The 15148-nt window shown below is 63.1% G+C and carries 17 protein-coding genes and 1 tRNA gene; 13 read left to right on the top strand and 5 right to left on the bottom strand.

Features of this window, described 5'->3' with window-relative positions:
- Positions 1-115: 115 nt before the first annotated feature.
- Positions 116-922 (bottom strand): HNH endonuclease, encoded by an 807-nt coding sequence (locus L632_RS24010; protein WP_084637752.1) that lies wholly within the window; start codon positions 920-922, stop codon positions 116-118.
- A 132-nt stretch (positions 923-1054) separates the two neighbouring features.
- Between L632_RS24010 and L632_RS0116790 the strand changes: the two genes are divergently transcribed.
- The 12 genes from L632_RS0116790 (at position 1055) to L632_RS0116735 (ending at position 10133) form a co-directional block, all read left to right on the top strand.
- Positions 1055-1372: a head-tail connector protein gene (locus L632_RS0116790; protein WP_084648131.1), complete on the top strand. Its 318-nt coding sequence runs from the start codon at positions 1055-1057 to the stop codon at positions 1370-1372.
- Complete coding sequence (locus L632_RS0116785) at positions 1365-1820, top strand: HK97-gp10 family putative phage morphogenesis protein (RefSeq protein WP_028717166.1); 456 nt, start codon at positions 1365-1367, stop codon at positions 1818-1820. Before L632_RS0116790 ends, L632_RS0116785 begins: the two co-directional genes overlap by 8 nt.
- Positions 1821-1828: 8 nt before the next feature.
- Positions 1829-2233 (top strand): DUF3168 domain-containing protein, encoded by a 405-nt coding sequence (locus L632_RS0116780; protein WP_051476473.1) that lies wholly within the window; start codon positions 1829-1831, stop codon positions 2231-2233.
- A gap of 1 nt (position 2234) precedes the next feature.
- Positions 2235-2552 (top strand): phage head closure protein, encoded by a 318-nt coding sequence (locus tag L632_RS0116775; RefSeq protein WP_028717164.1) that lies wholly within the window; start codon positions 2235-2237, stop codon positions 2550-2552.
- The gene (locus L632_RS0116770) at positions 2549-2941 is read left to right on the top strand and encodes a phage terminase small subunit P27 family (RefSeq protein ID WP_028711367.1); all 393 of its coding nucleotides are present in this window, start codon (positions 2549-2551) and stop codon (positions 2939-2941) included. The genes L632_RS0116775 and L632_RS0116770 overlap by 4 nt, the downstream gene beginning before the upstream one ends.
- Positions 2941-4575, top strand: a complete 1635-nt coding sequence (locus tag L632_RS0116765) for a terminase large subunit (RefSeq protein WP_028717163.1) — start codon at positions 2941-2943, stop codon at positions 4573-4575. Before L632_RS0116770 ends, L632_RS0116765 begins: the two co-directional genes overlap by 1 nt.
- Positions 4576-4592: 17 nt before the next feature.
- Entirely contained in the window at positions 4593-7154 is a 2562-nt protein-coding gene (locus L632_RS23600) for a phage tail tape measure protein (protein ID WP_028717162.1), read from the top strand.
- A gap of 512 nt (positions 7155-7666) precedes the next feature.
- Positions 7667-8113 carry a hypothetical protein gene (locus L632_RS0116755; protein WP_028711369.1) on the top strand — a complete coding sequence of 149 codons (447 nt, stop codon included), beginning with the start codon at positions 7667-7669 and terminating at the stop codon, positions 8111-8113.
- A 66-nt stretch (positions 8114-8179) separates the two neighbouring features.
- Positions 8180-8740, top strand: coding sequence for a hypothetical protein (locus L632_RS24440; protein ID WP_156929402.1), 561 nt, complete (start codon positions 8180-8182; stop codon positions 8738-8740).
- 151 nt (positions 8741-8891) lie between these two features.
- Complete coding sequence (locus tag L632_RS24435) at positions 8892-9068, top strand: hypothetical protein (protein WP_156929403.1); 177 nt, start codon at positions 8892-8894, stop codon at positions 9066-9068.
- Positions 9069-9149: 81 nt separating this feature from the next.
- Entirely contained in the window at positions 9150-9680 is a 531-nt protein-coding gene (locus tag L632_RS0116740; RefSeq protein WP_028717161.1) for a hypothetical protein, read from the top strand.
- Positions 9681-9782: 102 nt separating this feature from the next.
- Positions 9783-10133, top strand: coding sequence for a hypothetical protein (locus tag L632_RS0116735; RefSeq protein ID WP_156933681.1), 351 nt, complete (start codon positions 9783-9785; stop codon positions 10131-10133).
- 341 nt (positions 10134-10474) lie between these two features.
- On the opposite strand, the gene L632_RS0116730 is transcribed toward L632_RS0116735, so the two are convergent.
- Positions 10475-10549 (bottom strand) — tRNA-Gln (locus L632_RS0116730).
- Positions 10550-10644: 95 nt separating this feature from the next.
- On the opposite strand from L632_RS0116730, the gene L632_RS0116725 reads away from it, so the two are divergent.
- Entirely contained in the window at positions 10645-11853 is a 1209-nt protein-coding gene (locus L632_RS0116725) for an NAD(P)/FAD-dependent oxidoreductase (protein WP_028714287.1), read from the top strand.
- On the opposite strand, the gene kdsA is transcribed toward L632_RS0116725, so the two are convergent.
- From kdsA to L632_RS0116710, 3 genes are read right to left on the bottom strand one after another with little or no spacing between them, the layout of a single operon-like run.
- Positions 11854-12687 (bottom strand): 3-deoxy-8-phosphooctulonate synthase, encoded by an 834-nt coding sequence (gene kdsA, locus L632_RS0116720; protein WP_028714288.1) that lies wholly within the window; start codon positions 12685-12687, stop codon positions 11854-11856. It lies immediately after the preceding gene.
- Positions 12684-14471: a capsule biosynthesis protein gene (locus L632_RS0116715; RefSeq protein WP_028717159.1), complete on the bottom strand. Its 1788-nt coding sequence runs from the start codon at positions 14469-14471 to the stop codon at positions 12684-12686. The genes kdsA and L632_RS0116715 overlap by 4 nt, the downstream gene beginning before the upstream one ends.
- Positions 14455-15108 carry an ABC transporter ATP-binding protein gene (locus L632_RS0116710; protein WP_028714290.1) on the bottom strand — a complete coding sequence of 218 codons (654 nt, stop codon included), beginning with the start codon at positions 15106-15108 and terminating at the stop codon, positions 14455-14457. The genes L632_RS0116715 and L632_RS0116710 overlap by 17 nt, the downstream gene beginning before the upstream one ends.
- Positions 15109-15148 lie beyond the last annotated feature (40 nt).

The following is a 15148-nucleotide window of genomic DNA, read 5'->3' as shown; positions in this document are numbered from 1 at the left end:
TAGAAAAAGTGATTCGTTCGGATCAGTTGGGGCGGGTATCCCCGAACTTTCGCCCTATCTCGGGAACCGGCGGGGGGAGGCGCACGCAAGAAAGGCGGAATATAAATTTTTTTCGCTAAGCTTCTCGCGTCTGGACTGCCTGAAGCATCGCTGCGTTGACCTGATCGCGATCGGCGGCAGAGTGCGCGCGACGATGACAGTTCGGGCAAATACCAATCATGGTGCGCGGATCGTCGGGCCCGCCGTCTGTCAGCTTGTGTATGTGGTGGGCTTCGAGATATGGAACCCCGTTGGCGCGAAGGAACGGTGCGGGAGAGCTACAGAACTCGCAGGTCCCGTTTGCCCGTGCAAACACATAGGAGCAGATGAGTTTGCTTCGTTCGTAGACGGTTGTGAGCCTCTGACCTTGCGCTGGAACTGATCGTGAAGCTTCGATGGCTCGTCTTCGCAAATCAGTTAGATCGCCGGCTGTGTCGTCTATCGTTACATCATCGGGAACACCGGCTACCGCTTCGAAAGGACTGAGTTCGAAGACGATCGCGTTGCGCATCCTCCCTTCAGTATCGGGAGCCAACTCCGTGTGAGACGCTTCAAAGATAAACTGGCCCAGATACCGGAGCCCCTGCTTCTGCTTGCGAAAGAGTAAAAGGTCGCGACCCTCTGACGCATGGCTTTGAATAGCCGCGTTCCCGCGAACCATCTGCATGTCGCCCCGTTGGCCCTCTCCAAAGTATTCAAATACTCCATCTTCCCGCAGGCGATCGGCGTATCCGTGTGCATGACCCTCTTCACCGGTGATGATGATGATCGGCAAGCCAGCGCCTGCCGGGGTGATGATGCCGCCCTGCATTTGCCCGCGGAAGCGCGCGTGTATGTCAGCACGACGGTTGTAAACTTGTCCTTTGATAAAACCCCAGGTCATTAAATCCTCCCTTTTGGGATGCCATGTAATCGCGTCTGGAAGGTCGAATCAATAAGAAGCATTTTGAATCATTGAATATTTATTAATGTTATGTTATAACATTGTTATGATCTTTATACTGAGTGACCCGTTATGCCCCTGCCTGCTGCCCTTGTCCGGGCGCATCTGAACTTTCTGCCGGATGAAACTGCCGACGACGCGATCCTGGCCCACTACGGCAACGTGGCCGAGGCATGGGTTGCGTCCTATACCGGCCTGCCTTTCGACCCTGACAACGTGCTGATGTTGCAAGCCGCGCTGATGCTGATCGCGCATCAGTATGAGGCGCGCGAGGCCGTCACCTTTGCCAGCGCATATCAGCTTCCGTTCGGCGTCACCGATCTGCTGGCGGGAATCAAGCGGCAGGTGCTGGGCTATGTGCCCGAACCGGAGGTCTCGACCGATGGCTGATCTGGTGCAAGGCTCTGCCGAACTAACCAAGAAGCTGCAAGCCATGCGCGATGCTGTCGCGCCGGTCCTGCGCCCGGCTCTGGTCAAGGCTGGTGAAGAAATTGCCGCCGATGCCCGCACCCTTGCCGAGTCCAGCCGCCGCACGGGCGATCTGATCGAGTCGATTCACGTCACCGGCCCCGGCGAAAGCACCCCGCCCCATAGCACCGATGGCGGGCAACGCACCGCAGGCGAATTTGAGGTGCTGGTGACGGCAGGCGATAGTGATGCCCGCCACGCGCATCTTGTGGAGGGCGGCACCGCACCCCGGCTGCACAAGGACGGCACCACCACCGGCACCATGCCGGCACAACCGTTCTTCAATCCGGCGTGGCGCTTGAACCGCAAGCGGCTTGAGGCGCGCATTAACCGGCTGCTGCGCAAAGCGGTCCGCGAGGCCAGCCAATGACGCCCGACATGGAATTGCAACGCGCCGTGCGGCTGGCGCTGATCGCGGCACCGGGCGTTGCGGAGCATGTCACGCCCGAGTGCATCCGCACCGGCCTTGCCCGCCCCGAGGCCATGCCCTGCATCATCATGTCGCCCGCCGAGGTGCATATCTTTGGTCATGCGTCCGGTGGTCAGGTGGTGGCCGAGGCAGCCATGAAGCTGCATGTCTGGACCGCTGCCGATCAGGCTGCCGTCGCGCAACAGGTGACGGGCGCGGCAATGCTGGCGCTGATGGATGCCCCGCGCCCGGATGGTGCCGAGATTGATCGCTGGGAACGCCCGATTATGGCGTGGGTGCCGGACCCTGACCCGGCACTAACCTGCGCCCATGCGGTGATCAGCCTGCGCGCCGTGCTGCGGTGGAGGCGGTAAGATGCGCGCTGGCAAGCTGCAAAACCGCATCCAGATCGAACGCAACGCGGTGCTGGTTGATGATTACGGCCATGCCCGCGAGACGAGGTTGCCGGTGCTGACCTGCAAGGCCGAGATCAAGGACGCCACCACGACCGAGTTCCTGACCGGTCCCGGCGAGATGGACAACCGCAAGGCCGTGTTCCTGATCCGCTATCCGCTGGTGGTTGAGATCACCACCGCCGACCGGCTGGTGATGGACGGCAAGGCTTACAATATCGTCGGGCTGGCCGAGATCGGGCGCAGGCGCGGGCTTGAGCTGCGGGTGATCGCGGCATGAGCAAGCACCTGCGCGGCGTCAAGCCTGCCCTTGGCCGCGATGCCGAGGCGCTGACCAAGGCACCCCCGGCACCGGCCTATCTGACCAGCCAAGCGAAAGCGGAGTGGCGGCGCGTCCTGCCGCTGCTGGTCGCGCGCGGCGTGATCACCAAGGCCGATATGTCGGGCGTGGAAGCCTATTGCACCGCTGCCGGTGCGGTCCGTCAGATCGCGGAAATCATCAACGCCATGCCGGTGCCTGATCTGAAACTGGCCGGGCTGCAAATCCGCTACATGCAGGCCGCCCGCCAGTTTGCCGCCGAATATGGCCTGACTCCGACCAGCCGCGCCCGCATGGGTGCTGGGGGTGATGGCGACGACGACACCAGCCCGAACCCCTTGGCGATCTGATGGCCCAAAAATCCAGCTTCCCTGCATGGGTCTATGATAACAGCCCGATTCCCGATCCTCTCGGGCATGGCGAACGCGCGGTGCAATTCCTGCGCGCCCTTCGCCATATCAAAAGCACCGCACCGGGCCGCGCCTTCACGCTCTATCCTTGGCAGGAACGGATTATCCGGGCGATCTACGGGCCGCGCGATGCTGATGGCGACCGCATTGTGACGCGGGTTTTCTTCTATATCCCGCGCGGCAACCGCAAGACCACGCTATCGGCGGCGCTGGCGCTCTTGCACCTGATCGGCCCTGAGAAAGTGCCGGGCGGCGAGATCGTCTTTGCTGCCGGTGACAAGCGGCAGGCGTCCATTGCCTTCAAGGAAGCCCGCGAGATGGTGACGCTGGATCGGCGCTTGATGCAGGCCACCAAGATCATCAACCAGCGCAATGCCGCGCGCGAGATCGAAAGCCTGATCCGGGGTTATGAATCCAAGCTGGAAGTGGTTTCCTCGGACGGATCGCGGCAGAACGGCACCACGCCCTCTTTCGTCCTGGCGGATGAGATCCACGCTTGGCAGGAAGCGGCAGGGGCCGAGATGTGGGAGGTGCTGGAATCCGGCATCTCGAAAGGCCGCAACGGCCTGATGGTCACGGCGACGACTGCCGGGCGCGGTGCCACCGGCTTTGCCGCCGATCAGTATGCCTATGCCCGTGCCGTTGCCACCGGCGAAATCTCGGACCCGTCCCTGTTGCCCGTCCTGTTCGAGATGCAGGATGGCGACGACTGGACCGACGAGGCGGTCTGGCACCGCTGCAATCCCGGCCTTGCCGACGGTTTCCAAGACCTGAAAGACCTGCGCAACAAGGCACGGCGGGCGCAGAACCTGCCTGCCGCTGGCTATGCGTTCCAGCAATATCACCTGAACAAATGGCAGGGGAACAGCCGCGATCCGCTGTTTGATCTGGCGGTGTATGACGCCCGCAAGCTGGACGACGACGAATCCGACCTTGAACAGCTTCCGGCCTATATCGGCGTGGACCTGTCGCAAACCGGCGATCTGTCGTCCGTATCCATCGCCTTCCGGCATGATGATGGGCAGATCACCTTACGCAACCGCTGTTTCGTGCCTGCCGCCGATCTGAAAGCCAAGGGCGACAAGGACCGCGCGCCCTATCAGGAATGGGCCGACGCCGGGCTGATCGAGGTTTGCCCGGCTGGCATCATTGATGAGAAGCAGGTGGAGGATCATATCCGCGAGCTTTGCGGGCGCTATGACGTGCAAGAGATCGCGGTGGACCCGCATCTTGCCAACAAGCTGATGCAGAACCTTGCCGACGACGCCTTGCCGGTGTTCCAGCACCCGCAATCGGTCATGCAGATGAGCCGCGCCATTGGTGAACTGGTCAAGGCGGTGAATGGCGATCTGATCCGCCATGACGGCGATCCGGTGATGCGCAGCCATTTCGACAACGTGGCCGTTTCCACGAACCCGCAATCCGGGCTGGTGCGGATGCACAAACAGCGCAGCAATGGCCGCATCGACGCGGCTGTTGCCTCGGCCATGGCCGTCAGCCGCGCCCGCATCGCCCATGAGCAAGGCGGGCTTTATACCCGCGACGACATTTTTGACCTGCTAAAAGCAGCGTAACGAGTAAGGATTGAACTATGGCGCTTGATGAAACCGGCCTGCTGGTCAAGCTAGAGGCGAATGTCGCCAAATGGGAGAAGGACTTTAACCGGGCGATCACCCAGCAACAGCGCGCATCGCAGCGCATGGAACGGCTGGCCCGGCAAAATGCCAATAAGATCGCCTCGGAATATGAGGGCATCGGCGGCAGGATCGGCAAAGCCTTCAATGGCATCCCGGCATCGCTGAAAGGCATTGGCGGCGCTTTCCTTGGTGGCGTGGCCGGTGGTATCGCTTTGGGCGGTCTGGATCAGATTGCCACCAGCGTTTCGCGGATCACCAAGGAAACGGCGAATCTGAAAAACGAGGCCAGCCGGGCCGGTATTTCCACGACCGTGTTTCAGGAATGGAAATTCCTCGCCGATCAGAACCGGATCAGCGTGGACGCCCTGACCGATGGCTTCAAGGAAATGCACCTGCGGGCCGGTGAGTTCTTCCTTGATGGCACCGGGGCCGGTGCCGAGGCATTCAAAAAGCTGGGCTATTCCGCCGAGACGTTGAAAGAGAAGCTGAAAGACCCCTCGGCCTTGATGACCGAGATTCTGGGCAAGCTGAAAGGCTTCGACCAAGCCGGGCGCAGTTTCTTGCTTGAAGAAATCTTTGGCGGTGCCGGTGGCGAGCAATTCGGCGCGCTGATCGGCCAGAGCGAGGAAGCCCTGAACGCCACCATTGCCCGCGCGCATGACGTGGGTGCGGTGCTGGACTCGGAAATGATCGACAAGGCCGCCGAGATCGACCGCAGGTTTGGCGAACTGACCGCGCGTGTCGAATCCTTCGGCAAGCGCGCGGTGATCGCCATTGCTGACGCTGCGGTGGAACTGGCCGACTTCCGCGATCGGCTGGACGGCATCTTTGACAATGAGGCCGAGGGCCGCGCGATCCTCGGCAATGAGCTTTATGACAGCCTGTCGCGCGACCGTGACGCGGTGGACGCGCAGGCCGAGGCGCTGCGCGATCTTGATGCGCAATATATGCGGCTGGCCGAGGAGGCGACCAGCGCGGGCATGGCGATGCGCGGTGCTATCGGACAGTTGGATAGCTGGGGCTACGGCGATGCCGACGACCAGTTGCGCCGCCTGTCCGCCGAACTGGACGCGGCGCAGCAAGGATTCCGCGACGGCACCATGACCGGCGAGGATTTTGCCGCCAAGCTGGCCGAGATCCAGAAGGAAGCCGACGCGGCCTTTGCCAGCCTCTCGGACGTGGACCGGGCGCAATTCTCGGGCGTCATGTCGCAACTGTCGCGGCTGGGTGGCGTCATTGCCTCTGTCACGGCGCAGGCATCGGCGCTTGTGGGTGAACTGGCAAAGGCTGCGCAGATCGACCCGGCCAGCAAGTCCAGCCAAGCCATGCGCGACCGCCATGCCGCCGAGGCCGCAAGCATGGATTCGCTGAACGCCATGCGCGAGGCGACCGAGCGTTTCAACGCCTCGGAAGCCGCCCGCAACGCGCTGACCAGCGAGGGCGTCAAGCTGGAGCGCGAGAAAGAGGCCGTGCGCAAACGCGCTGCCGAGGCGGGCGCGAGCCTGACCGATGCCCAGATCACCAGCGCCGCACAAGCCGCGCTGGATGGCGATGCAGCACGTTCCGCTGCCGATGCCGCCGCGCGATCCTCGGGCGGCTCTGGTGGCCGTTCTGGCGGCTCTGGTGGTGCTGCAAAGCTGGATGAGTTTGCCCGCGAGGCCGAGGCGATCCGCGACCGGACGCGGGAACTGGAATTTGAATCTGCTGCCCTGATCGCGGGCGCGGCGGCTGGCAAGTCCTATGGCGATGCCGTTGCCTTCGCATCCGAAAAGGCCAAGCTGCTGTTCGCAGCACAACAGGCAGGCAAAGCGATCACGCCCGCCCTGACCGCTGAAATCGACAAGCTGGCGCAAAGCTATGTCGATGCTGGTAATAAGGCCGATCAGGCCGCCGACGCCATGAAGAAGGTGGAGGAATCCGGCCAGAAAGGTGCCGAGACGCTGGCCGATCTGTTCACCGGCATCTTGTCTGGTTCCATGTCAGCCGGTGAGGCGTTGGCCGGGCTGCTGCAACAGATCGCCCAGGCGCAATTCAACCGCGTGTTCATGGGCATGTTTGGCAGCGGCGGCATGTTCGCGGGTGCCGGGCAATGGCTGGGCGGACTGCTGGGGTTTGCCAATGGTGGTTTCACCGGCCACGGCGGCAAGTATGAACCGGCTGGCGTGGTTCATAAGGGTGAGTTCGTTTTCTCGAAAGAGACGGTGCAGCGCATTGGCGCGGGCAATCTCGAACGGCTGCACCAGCGCGCCCGTAAGGGCTATGCCGAGGGTGGGCTGGTCTCTGCTGCGGGAACGGTCGCGAAGGCCGCCAGCGGCTCAGCTAGCGGCTCTGCGAGGGCATCCGCGCCGGTGGTGAACATCACGGGCGGGCCGGTGACGGTGAACGCGACCGGCGGCACCCCGGAACAGAACAGCGACCTTGCCAAGCAGATCGCCCGCGAGTCCGAGGCCAGTTTGCGCGCGCTGGTGCAACAGGAAATGGTGAAGCAAATGCGGCCCGGTGGGCTGATGCGCTAGGAGACTCTGGGAGGCACCCTAGAGCGGCGTGAGGCGCTTCCGGGTGGGTGTGGACCGGAACGGGGCGTCTTGCGCCTCTCCGGTGCCTTCTAGAGTCTCTGCGCGCGTGGCCGCGTGCTTTACCACCGGGAACGGGTTTCCTTCCCTTCCCCGGGTGGTGATCATTAGACCGCAGGCGGGCGCAGCCCGCCAGCAACGAGCGCCGCAGGCGCGAGGCGCAGGGAGCCGCCGCAGGCGGCGAGTGTCGCCCGGGGAAGGATTCAGGAAAAGCGTAACGCGGTTGCTTCCCCAGCCGGGAGCGTGTCGTTTTGCACGTAACGTATATATCTTAAGTAAGTAAGAACATAAGTATCTTAAGAGATATATAATATACGTGCAAAACGACACGCCGTGCTGACCCGGTTCGACACGTCAGCGTTACGTGCAAAACGACACGCACATCACAACGCCCCTTGTAATGGTTTACTAGTTATCCTATCTTACCCGGAAGGATAACTAAGGACCATACACCCATGTCTTTCATGCTGAAGCTGCCGGATGAACGCGGCGAACAACTGCGGCTGATCGCTGCCGACAAGGGCATCACCATTCCGCAGGTAATCGAGAGTTGGATTCAGAAAGAGATCGAGGCGGGCACCATTTCCGCCGACCTTCCGGGCGTGGACGTGACCAGCGCCGGGCCGGTGATCAGGATCGAGGCCAGCGGCTTCGCGGTGGAGGTTCCTTCCGCGCAAGGTCCGACGCTGGCCGATGTGCTGCGCGGTGCCGCTGAAATGGACCCCAGCGACAAGGACCGTAAGCGCCGTTGGCTGGAAGGTCTGGCGGCTCTGTCTGGTGTGAAGGTGCAGAAGATGGCCGCAGGTGTGCGGCTGGTGAGCCCGATCACCGGGCAAGTTTATCCCCTCGCCCCCGGTGTCGCCGCTGATCTGGCAAGCCAGATCGAACGCGCCGCAGAATAAGGAAAAGGGCCAAGCGCGCCAACGCTCGACCCTTTGAAATCACTGTATAAGCACTGAACTTTTATCATGCCCAGATCGACCCTGCAAGAGTCCGGCCTTTCATTCCTCGCCCCTGATCCGAACGACCCCGATGTGATTATCCATGAGGTCAAGCTAACCCGGTATGACGTTGCAAGCCGCAGGTGGCGTGAACTGACTGCGAAACGTGCCGCCCTGCCGCCTGACCATGATCCGCGCAAAGCGGCGGCGCTTGATCAGCAAATCAAAACTGCCCGCGATGCGGTGAAGCGCGCCGAAAGCGATGTATCGCGGCGGCAGGAAAGTATTGATGAATGGCGATCCGGTGCCGGGCGTGAGGAATACAATGCCAGCCGCCGCAAGGTTAGAGCAAAGCCGAATGCCGACTTGTCCAGCCTGACGCCCGAGCAGCAGGCGCAGCAGGCGCGCGACCGGCGATCCGATGCGAACTGGCTCAAGCGCCGCCGCGATGCTGGTATCCCCGAGGCTCAGATACAAGCCGAATTTGTTATCCGCATCCGCGACCGTGAGGCCGTTCGCGCGACCGCTGCGACGGAACAGGATGAACAAGCCGCCATGGAAGCGCTGCCCGGATACGGCTTGTTCTAGGGGTGCAGGGAGGGCTTGGCTATCTAGCCAGTTAGCTAAACAGCCATTCAGCTACTTAGCTAACTAGCTGAATATACTTAATATTTCTTGTTGACAGCCGAATCTTCGCCGGTCTAGCTCTGTGGCATCAAGCAACGCAGGAGCAACACCGATGCAAAACACCTACCTTCCCGATGCCGCCTATGAGGATTTGATTGTCGAGCTTGGCGCGGCATTCATGATCGCGGCAGTTACGACCGGATGCGATCTGCGCGACAAGCTGGTGGAGGCTCTGGCTATGGCGGGCATCATGCCTGAGTGCTGCCGGGAGGATGCCGAGGCAGCATAATCACGGTTTCGTGACGCCTGCACTTCCTCGTTGCATTACTATCTACACCGTAATAGTAATGACTGCGAAGGAGATGCAAACATGCCAAACGCTAACGCCGAAGCGCAGCGCCGTTGGAGGCAGCGCCAGAAAGAGAAAAGGCAACAGGAGCTTACGCAGGCGACCGCGCCGCAGGATGTGTTCCGTGAACCTTTCTTTCAGGTGTTCCCGCCCGACGAGCAGGTGAGTTCGCAATACTGCCAATCGCTTGAACTGGCTGGAATTACCGCGCCGCTGTTTGAGGATGACCGAGGCCCGGAAGCATACACACTGGACGATCTTGATGAACTAGAGGCCAAGTTTGTCTTTGGTGAGGATTCCGGCACGTCCTTAGGCCGCGCCGAGGTGATGATAGGTTGTCTGATCAAAGCTGCGGAAGGATTGGCCGATGAAGTCAACACCTACAAGCGCACCGAGATCAAAGCCCGCCTTGCCGAGATCGAGGCATCCGACCTGTCGGACCCGGCCAAGAAGAAGGCGGCGCTGAAAGAGGCCACGCGCCTCAACAAGATGCTGGACCAGCTTGATAAGCAGGTCCGCTGGACCTTCCCGGCGTGGAAGGTGACGGGCTGAACATGCCTGATGAGAACGACAAGGGCGGCGCAATCCGCAGTTTCCTAGTCCGTGGTGCCGCCCTTGTCTTAGACTTAAGCCCCGATGAATGGAGTTTTCATCATGTCGAAAGACGATATCATGACCGCCTCCGAGGCGGCAATCCCGTTCAAAATGAAGATGGACGCCATTACTTTCCGTCGCTGGCTCGCCGAGGTGCAGGGTATCCAAAACCCGGAAGTTGAGGATTGCAACCCGCCGGCCTTCCGCATTGATGAACCGGAAAGCTGGGATATGCCGTATATCTCGGTTGAAGTTTACTGCGGCACGACTGAAGGCACCGTGACCGCTTACCACAGCTTTGAAGGGGTCAAGGTGGTGGTTGACAAATCGGCACCGACCCCGAGCCTGCGCAGCTTGGTTCGCGGCCTGGTGGACGAGGCCCGCACCGATCTGCGTAAGAAAATCGCCTGATCCCGCGAGAAAAATCCCGAAACAGCCGTAAAGGCATGCAAGGGATGGAGCGTCCCTTGGCAGCCAAGACGCCAGATAACGCGCTGCGATTAGACGGTGAGTGCGCGCCATGGGCTTGGCGAAAACCCCGTCACGGTGCGGCGATCATCTCCGGTCGCGCGGCACCCGGAACCTTGTATTGTGCTTATGAATGGGAAGGGCGGGGAGCGATCCTCGCCCTTTCTGCTGGACTGGTGACTCGAAAACCCCGCGTCCTGATCCGGCTGAATGGTCCGCAAAAGTGTTCCGGTTGCAATCGAGTTGCTTCCGTTAAGTGCCTGAATTTTAATGGAAAAATTCAATGGCTGGGGCGGTAGGATTCGAACCTACGGTACACGGTACCAAAAACCGTTGCCTTACCACTTGGCCACGCCCCAACTGTGGGGGCGTATCTAGCCAAGGCCGTGCAGGGGCGCAAGAGGCAAAACGGAAAAATCTTGTGGCCCCGGCGCAGGCACTCTATGCGCCGCGCATGGAACAGGTGGACACAGTCATTCTTGGCGCCGGTGCGGCCGGGCTTTTCTGCGCCGGCTCGATCCTGCAGCAGGCGGGCGAGGGGGCGGGGCGGGTCGTGGTTCTGGATCACGCCCACGCGCCGGGCGAAAAGATTCGCATCTCCGGCGGCGGACGCTGCAACTTCACCAATCTCGCGACCGCGCTCGACCGCTTCGTCTCGGGCAATCCGCGTTTCGCGGCCTCGGCGCTGGCGGGCTTCACGCCGGCGGATTTCCTTGCCATGGTCGAAACATCCGGCATCGCCTGGCACGAAAAGACGCTCGGCCAACTGTTTTGCGACGACAGCGCCCGGCAGATCATCGACATGCTGCTGCATCGGATGCGCGGCGCCGAGTTGCGTCTCGAGACTGCGGTGCAGCAGGTCGAGCCGGCGGGGCAGGGTTTCCTGGTCGGGACGGCACGCGGGCCGCTGGCGGCACGCCGGGTGGTGGTGGCGACCGGCGGCAAGTCGATTCCCAAGATGGGCGCAACGGGCATCGGCTACGAGATCGCCGCCCGGTTTGGGCTTTCGCTGATCGAGCCGAGACCGGGGCTGGTGCCGCTGACCTTCGCCCAGCAGGACCTGGACCTTTGCCGGCCCCTGGCCGGGCTGTCGGTCCTGGCCGAGGTCAGCCATGGCAGCGGTCGGCGGCGCCGTCTGTTCCGGGACGGGTTGCTGTTCACCCATCGCGGGCTGTCGGGGCCGGCGATCCTGCAGATCTCGAGCTTCTGGCGCCCGGGAGAGGATATCACCGTCGATCTGGCCCCCGATGCGGATATCGTCGCCGGCCTGCGCGAGATCCGCGGCCAGGGCGGCCGCCTTGCCGTGGCCACGGCGCTGGCGCGCTGGCTGCCCGCGCGGCTGGCCGAGGCGGTCACGGCCGAGGTGGGCCTGGCCGGGGCGCGGCTGGCGGATCAGGGGAATGCCGCGCTGGACCGGCTCGCCGCGCGGATCAAGCGCTGGAATCTGCGGCCGGTCGGCTCGGAAGGCTGGCGGACGGCCGAGGTCACGGTGGGCGGGGTCGATACGCGGGCGCTCGATTCCCGGACCATGCAGGCAAGATCGGTTCCCGGGCTCTATTTCATCGGCGAGGTGGTCGATGTCACCGGCTGGCTGGGCGGTTACAACTTCCAATGGGCCTGGGCCTCGGGCCATGCGGCGGCGCGGGCCATCGCGGCCGGCTGATCAGCCCATCACCGGGTCAAGCTTGGCCAGCGCGTCGAAGCGCATCAGCGAGGCGATCAGTGCCGGCATCCGCTCGAGATGGATCATGTTCGGCCCGTCCGAGGGCGCGTTGTCCGGATCCTGATGCGTCTCGATGAAGACGCCGGCCACGCCGATCGCCACCGCCGCCCGCGCCATGACCGGCGCGAATTCGCGCTGCCCGCCGGACGAGCCGCCCTGGCCGCCGGGCTGCTGCACGGAATGGGTCGCGTCCATGACCACCGGCCAGCCGGTCCGCGCCATGATCGGCAGGCTGCGCATGTCGGCAACCAGCGTATTGTAGCCGAAGCTGACGCCGCGTTCGGTCAGCAGGATGCGTTCGTTCCCGGTCGAGGCGACCTTCTCGGCAACATTGGGCATGTCCCAGGGCGCCAGGAACTGGCCCTTCTTGATGTTCACCGCCGCCCGGGTCTCGCCCGCCGCCAGCAGCAGGTCGGTCTGGCGCGACAGGAAGGCCGGGATCTGGATGATATCGACCGCGGCTCCGGCCAGGCGCGCCTGCTCGATATCATGCACATCGGTCAGCACGGGACAGCCGATGCGGCTGCGCACCTCTTCCAGCATGCGCAGGCCTTCGTCGATGCCGATGCCGCGCCGGCCCTTGAGCGAGGTGCGGTTGGCCTTGTCGTAGCTGGCCTTGAACACGAAGCCGGCCCCCGCCTTGGCGCAGGCCCCGGCGACGGTCTCGGCGATCATCAGCGCATGGTCCAGGGTTTCTAGCTGGCAGGGGCCGGCGATCAGCACCAGGGGCAGATCGTTTCCGAAAGTGACGTTGCCGATCGGGACATGTTTCATGAGGATACCTGTTCGCGCAGGATCGAGGCGGTCAGCGACAGCATCAGATAGATGCCGGAAAACACCAGGAAGGCCACGATCGTGTTCTGGAAAGCCTTGGGATAGGTCGCCTCGTCCGGCGGCACCGGCGCCACCGAGAGCGAGAGATAGCGGACCTGCTTGTTCGCCTCGATCCGCGCGTTCTCCATCTGCGCGGCGGCGGCGGCCAGCAATTCCTGCCGGGTCAGCAGGTCGGATTCGGCGATGCGGATCTCGCCCGAGATGGCGGCCAGCGAGCCGCGGGCGCTGTTGCCCTCGGTCAGCTGGCTGCGGGTCTGGGCCAGCATTTCCTCGAGCCGGCTGATATCGCCGGTAACGCCGGCGACGCGGCTGGGATTGGGACGGGCGTTGGATTGCAGCTGCCCGAGCTCGAGCTTCTTCTCGGCCAGTTGCCGTTCGAGTTCGGCGATATGGCCCATGATGACGCCGCCCTCGGCCACCGGGTCGAGCACCCCCAGCTTCTGCTGCAACTCCTGCACGCGGCGCTGCGCCTGCTGCACCTTGGCCTCGGCATCCTGATAGCTTTCGACCGCGCCCTTCATCTGATCCTCGCGCAGGCGGGCCGTCATCTGGTCCACCTGTTCTTCGGCATATTCGATCAGCGCCAGGGCGAAATCCTGCGAAAGCTGGGGATTTGGCGCAATCACCTCCATGTTCAGCACCCCCTCGGTCGGATCGTAGCCGATCTTCACCGAGTTGCGATAGAGCTTGTAGGCCTGTTCGTTGCTCGCCACGGGCGGCAGGCGCAGGATGGGGTCGATGGCCGGATCCTGGAAGGCGCGCTTGAATCCCAGATCCTTGTCGAGACGCATCATCGCGTCGCGCGAGGTCAGGTAGCTCTGCACCGAGATCGAATCGGGATTGGTCGCAAGCTGCGTGCCGCTGAACAGCCCGCCAAGGCTGCCGGCGCTGGATTTCTCGGCCTGCTGGATCTGGAACTGCGACACCGTGGCGTAAAGCGGCGTCGCGACGAAGAAGTAATACCAGCCCGCGATCAGCGTCGGCAGGGCGACGAAGGCGGCCAGCCGCGCCAGCAGCATCAGCAGCTTGCGCCGCCGCCGGCGGGCGATGTCCTGCTGGATGCGGATGATCTCGGCGGCGCGGCGATCCTCGGTCAGCGCCTCTCGCGAGGGAAGCTGGGTCGTTCCGGGCGGCAGCGGCGTGATCTCCGTCCCGCGGCCGCGGCGGGCGGGGCTGGAGTTGCGGGTCGGCACCGGCATGTTGGCCGAGGGCGAGGCCGGGCCGGCCTGGGCCTGCGCCTGGGCCCGCGCGCCCTCTTCCGAGAGGATCTTGCCCACCGAGGTGCGGTGAAAGGGATCGATGCCGCGGTCGCGCAGCATGACGATCGCCTCGTAATCGGATTCGACCTCGATCTCGTGCATGGCGGCGATGCGGCGGGCCATGCGCAGCTGGCGGTCGGTCAGGTTCTCGGCCCGCACCGCGGCGATGCGTTCGGCCATGGGCGTCGTGTCCTGAAGCGCCGCGCCTTGGGGTGCCGTGCCTTGGGGCGCCGTGTCCCGGGGCGCGGGCGTCTCGGCGCCGGGGAAGCGCATATCGCCGAAACCGTCCTCGTTGCCGGCGAAAAGCTGCTCGCTCGCCTGCTCGGGCGGGGCGGCCTGGCTGCGCCTGTGCCGTTCGACCTGCACCTTGCGCGCCGTTTCGACCGCGTCGCCGTCCTGGCTGACCGCCAGGACCGATTCCTCGCGGCTGATGCGATAGGCGCGGGCCTTAGGCGGTGTAGTCATAATACTGCTTGGCCTCTTCGAGGGTTTCGAACTGATATAACCTGCCGTCGCGCAGGACGGCAGCGCAATTGCAGAATTTTTCAATGGTTTGCGCCTGATGCGACACCACCACCACGGTGGCGGATTTCAGGCGGTCGTAAAGCACCGAGCCGGCCTTGCGGTTGAATTCGGCATCCGTGGTGCTGGGCATGCCCTCGTCGATCAGATAGACGTCGAATTCCAGCGCCAGCATCAGCGAAAAGGTGAAGCGCGCCCGCATGCCGGCGCTGTAGGTGCCGACGGGCATGTCGAAATATTCGTCGATATCGCAGAGCCAGCGGCAGAAGGCCTCGACATAATCCGGGTCGAGACCATAGATGCGGGCGATGAAGCGCGCATTCTCGTTGGCGCTGAGCGTCGCGGTGATGCCGCCCATGAAGCCCAGCGGGAACGAGACCCGGCAATCGGTGCGGATCGTGCCTTCGTCGGGCTTTTCCAGGCCGCACATCATGTTGATGATCGTGGTCTTGCCAGTGCCGTTCGGCGCCAGGATGCCCATCGACCGCCCCAGGTCGATCCGGAACGAAGCACGGTCGAGGATCACCTTGCGCTGGGTCCCGGTCCAGAACGACTTGGAGACATTGTCGAATTCGATCATCTGGCCGTCCTGATCCCCGCACGCCGCGCAGGCTGGCAAT

The sequence above is a fragment of the Paracoccus sp. J39 genome, from assembly GCF_000518925.1.
Classification (GTDB): domain Bacteria; phylum Pseudomonadota; class Alphaproteobacteria; order Rhodobacterales; family Rhodobacteraceae; genus Paracoccus.
The sequence above is the reverse complement of the archived record's forward strand: the minus strand, read 5'-3'. Positions and strand labels throughout refer to the sequence as shown.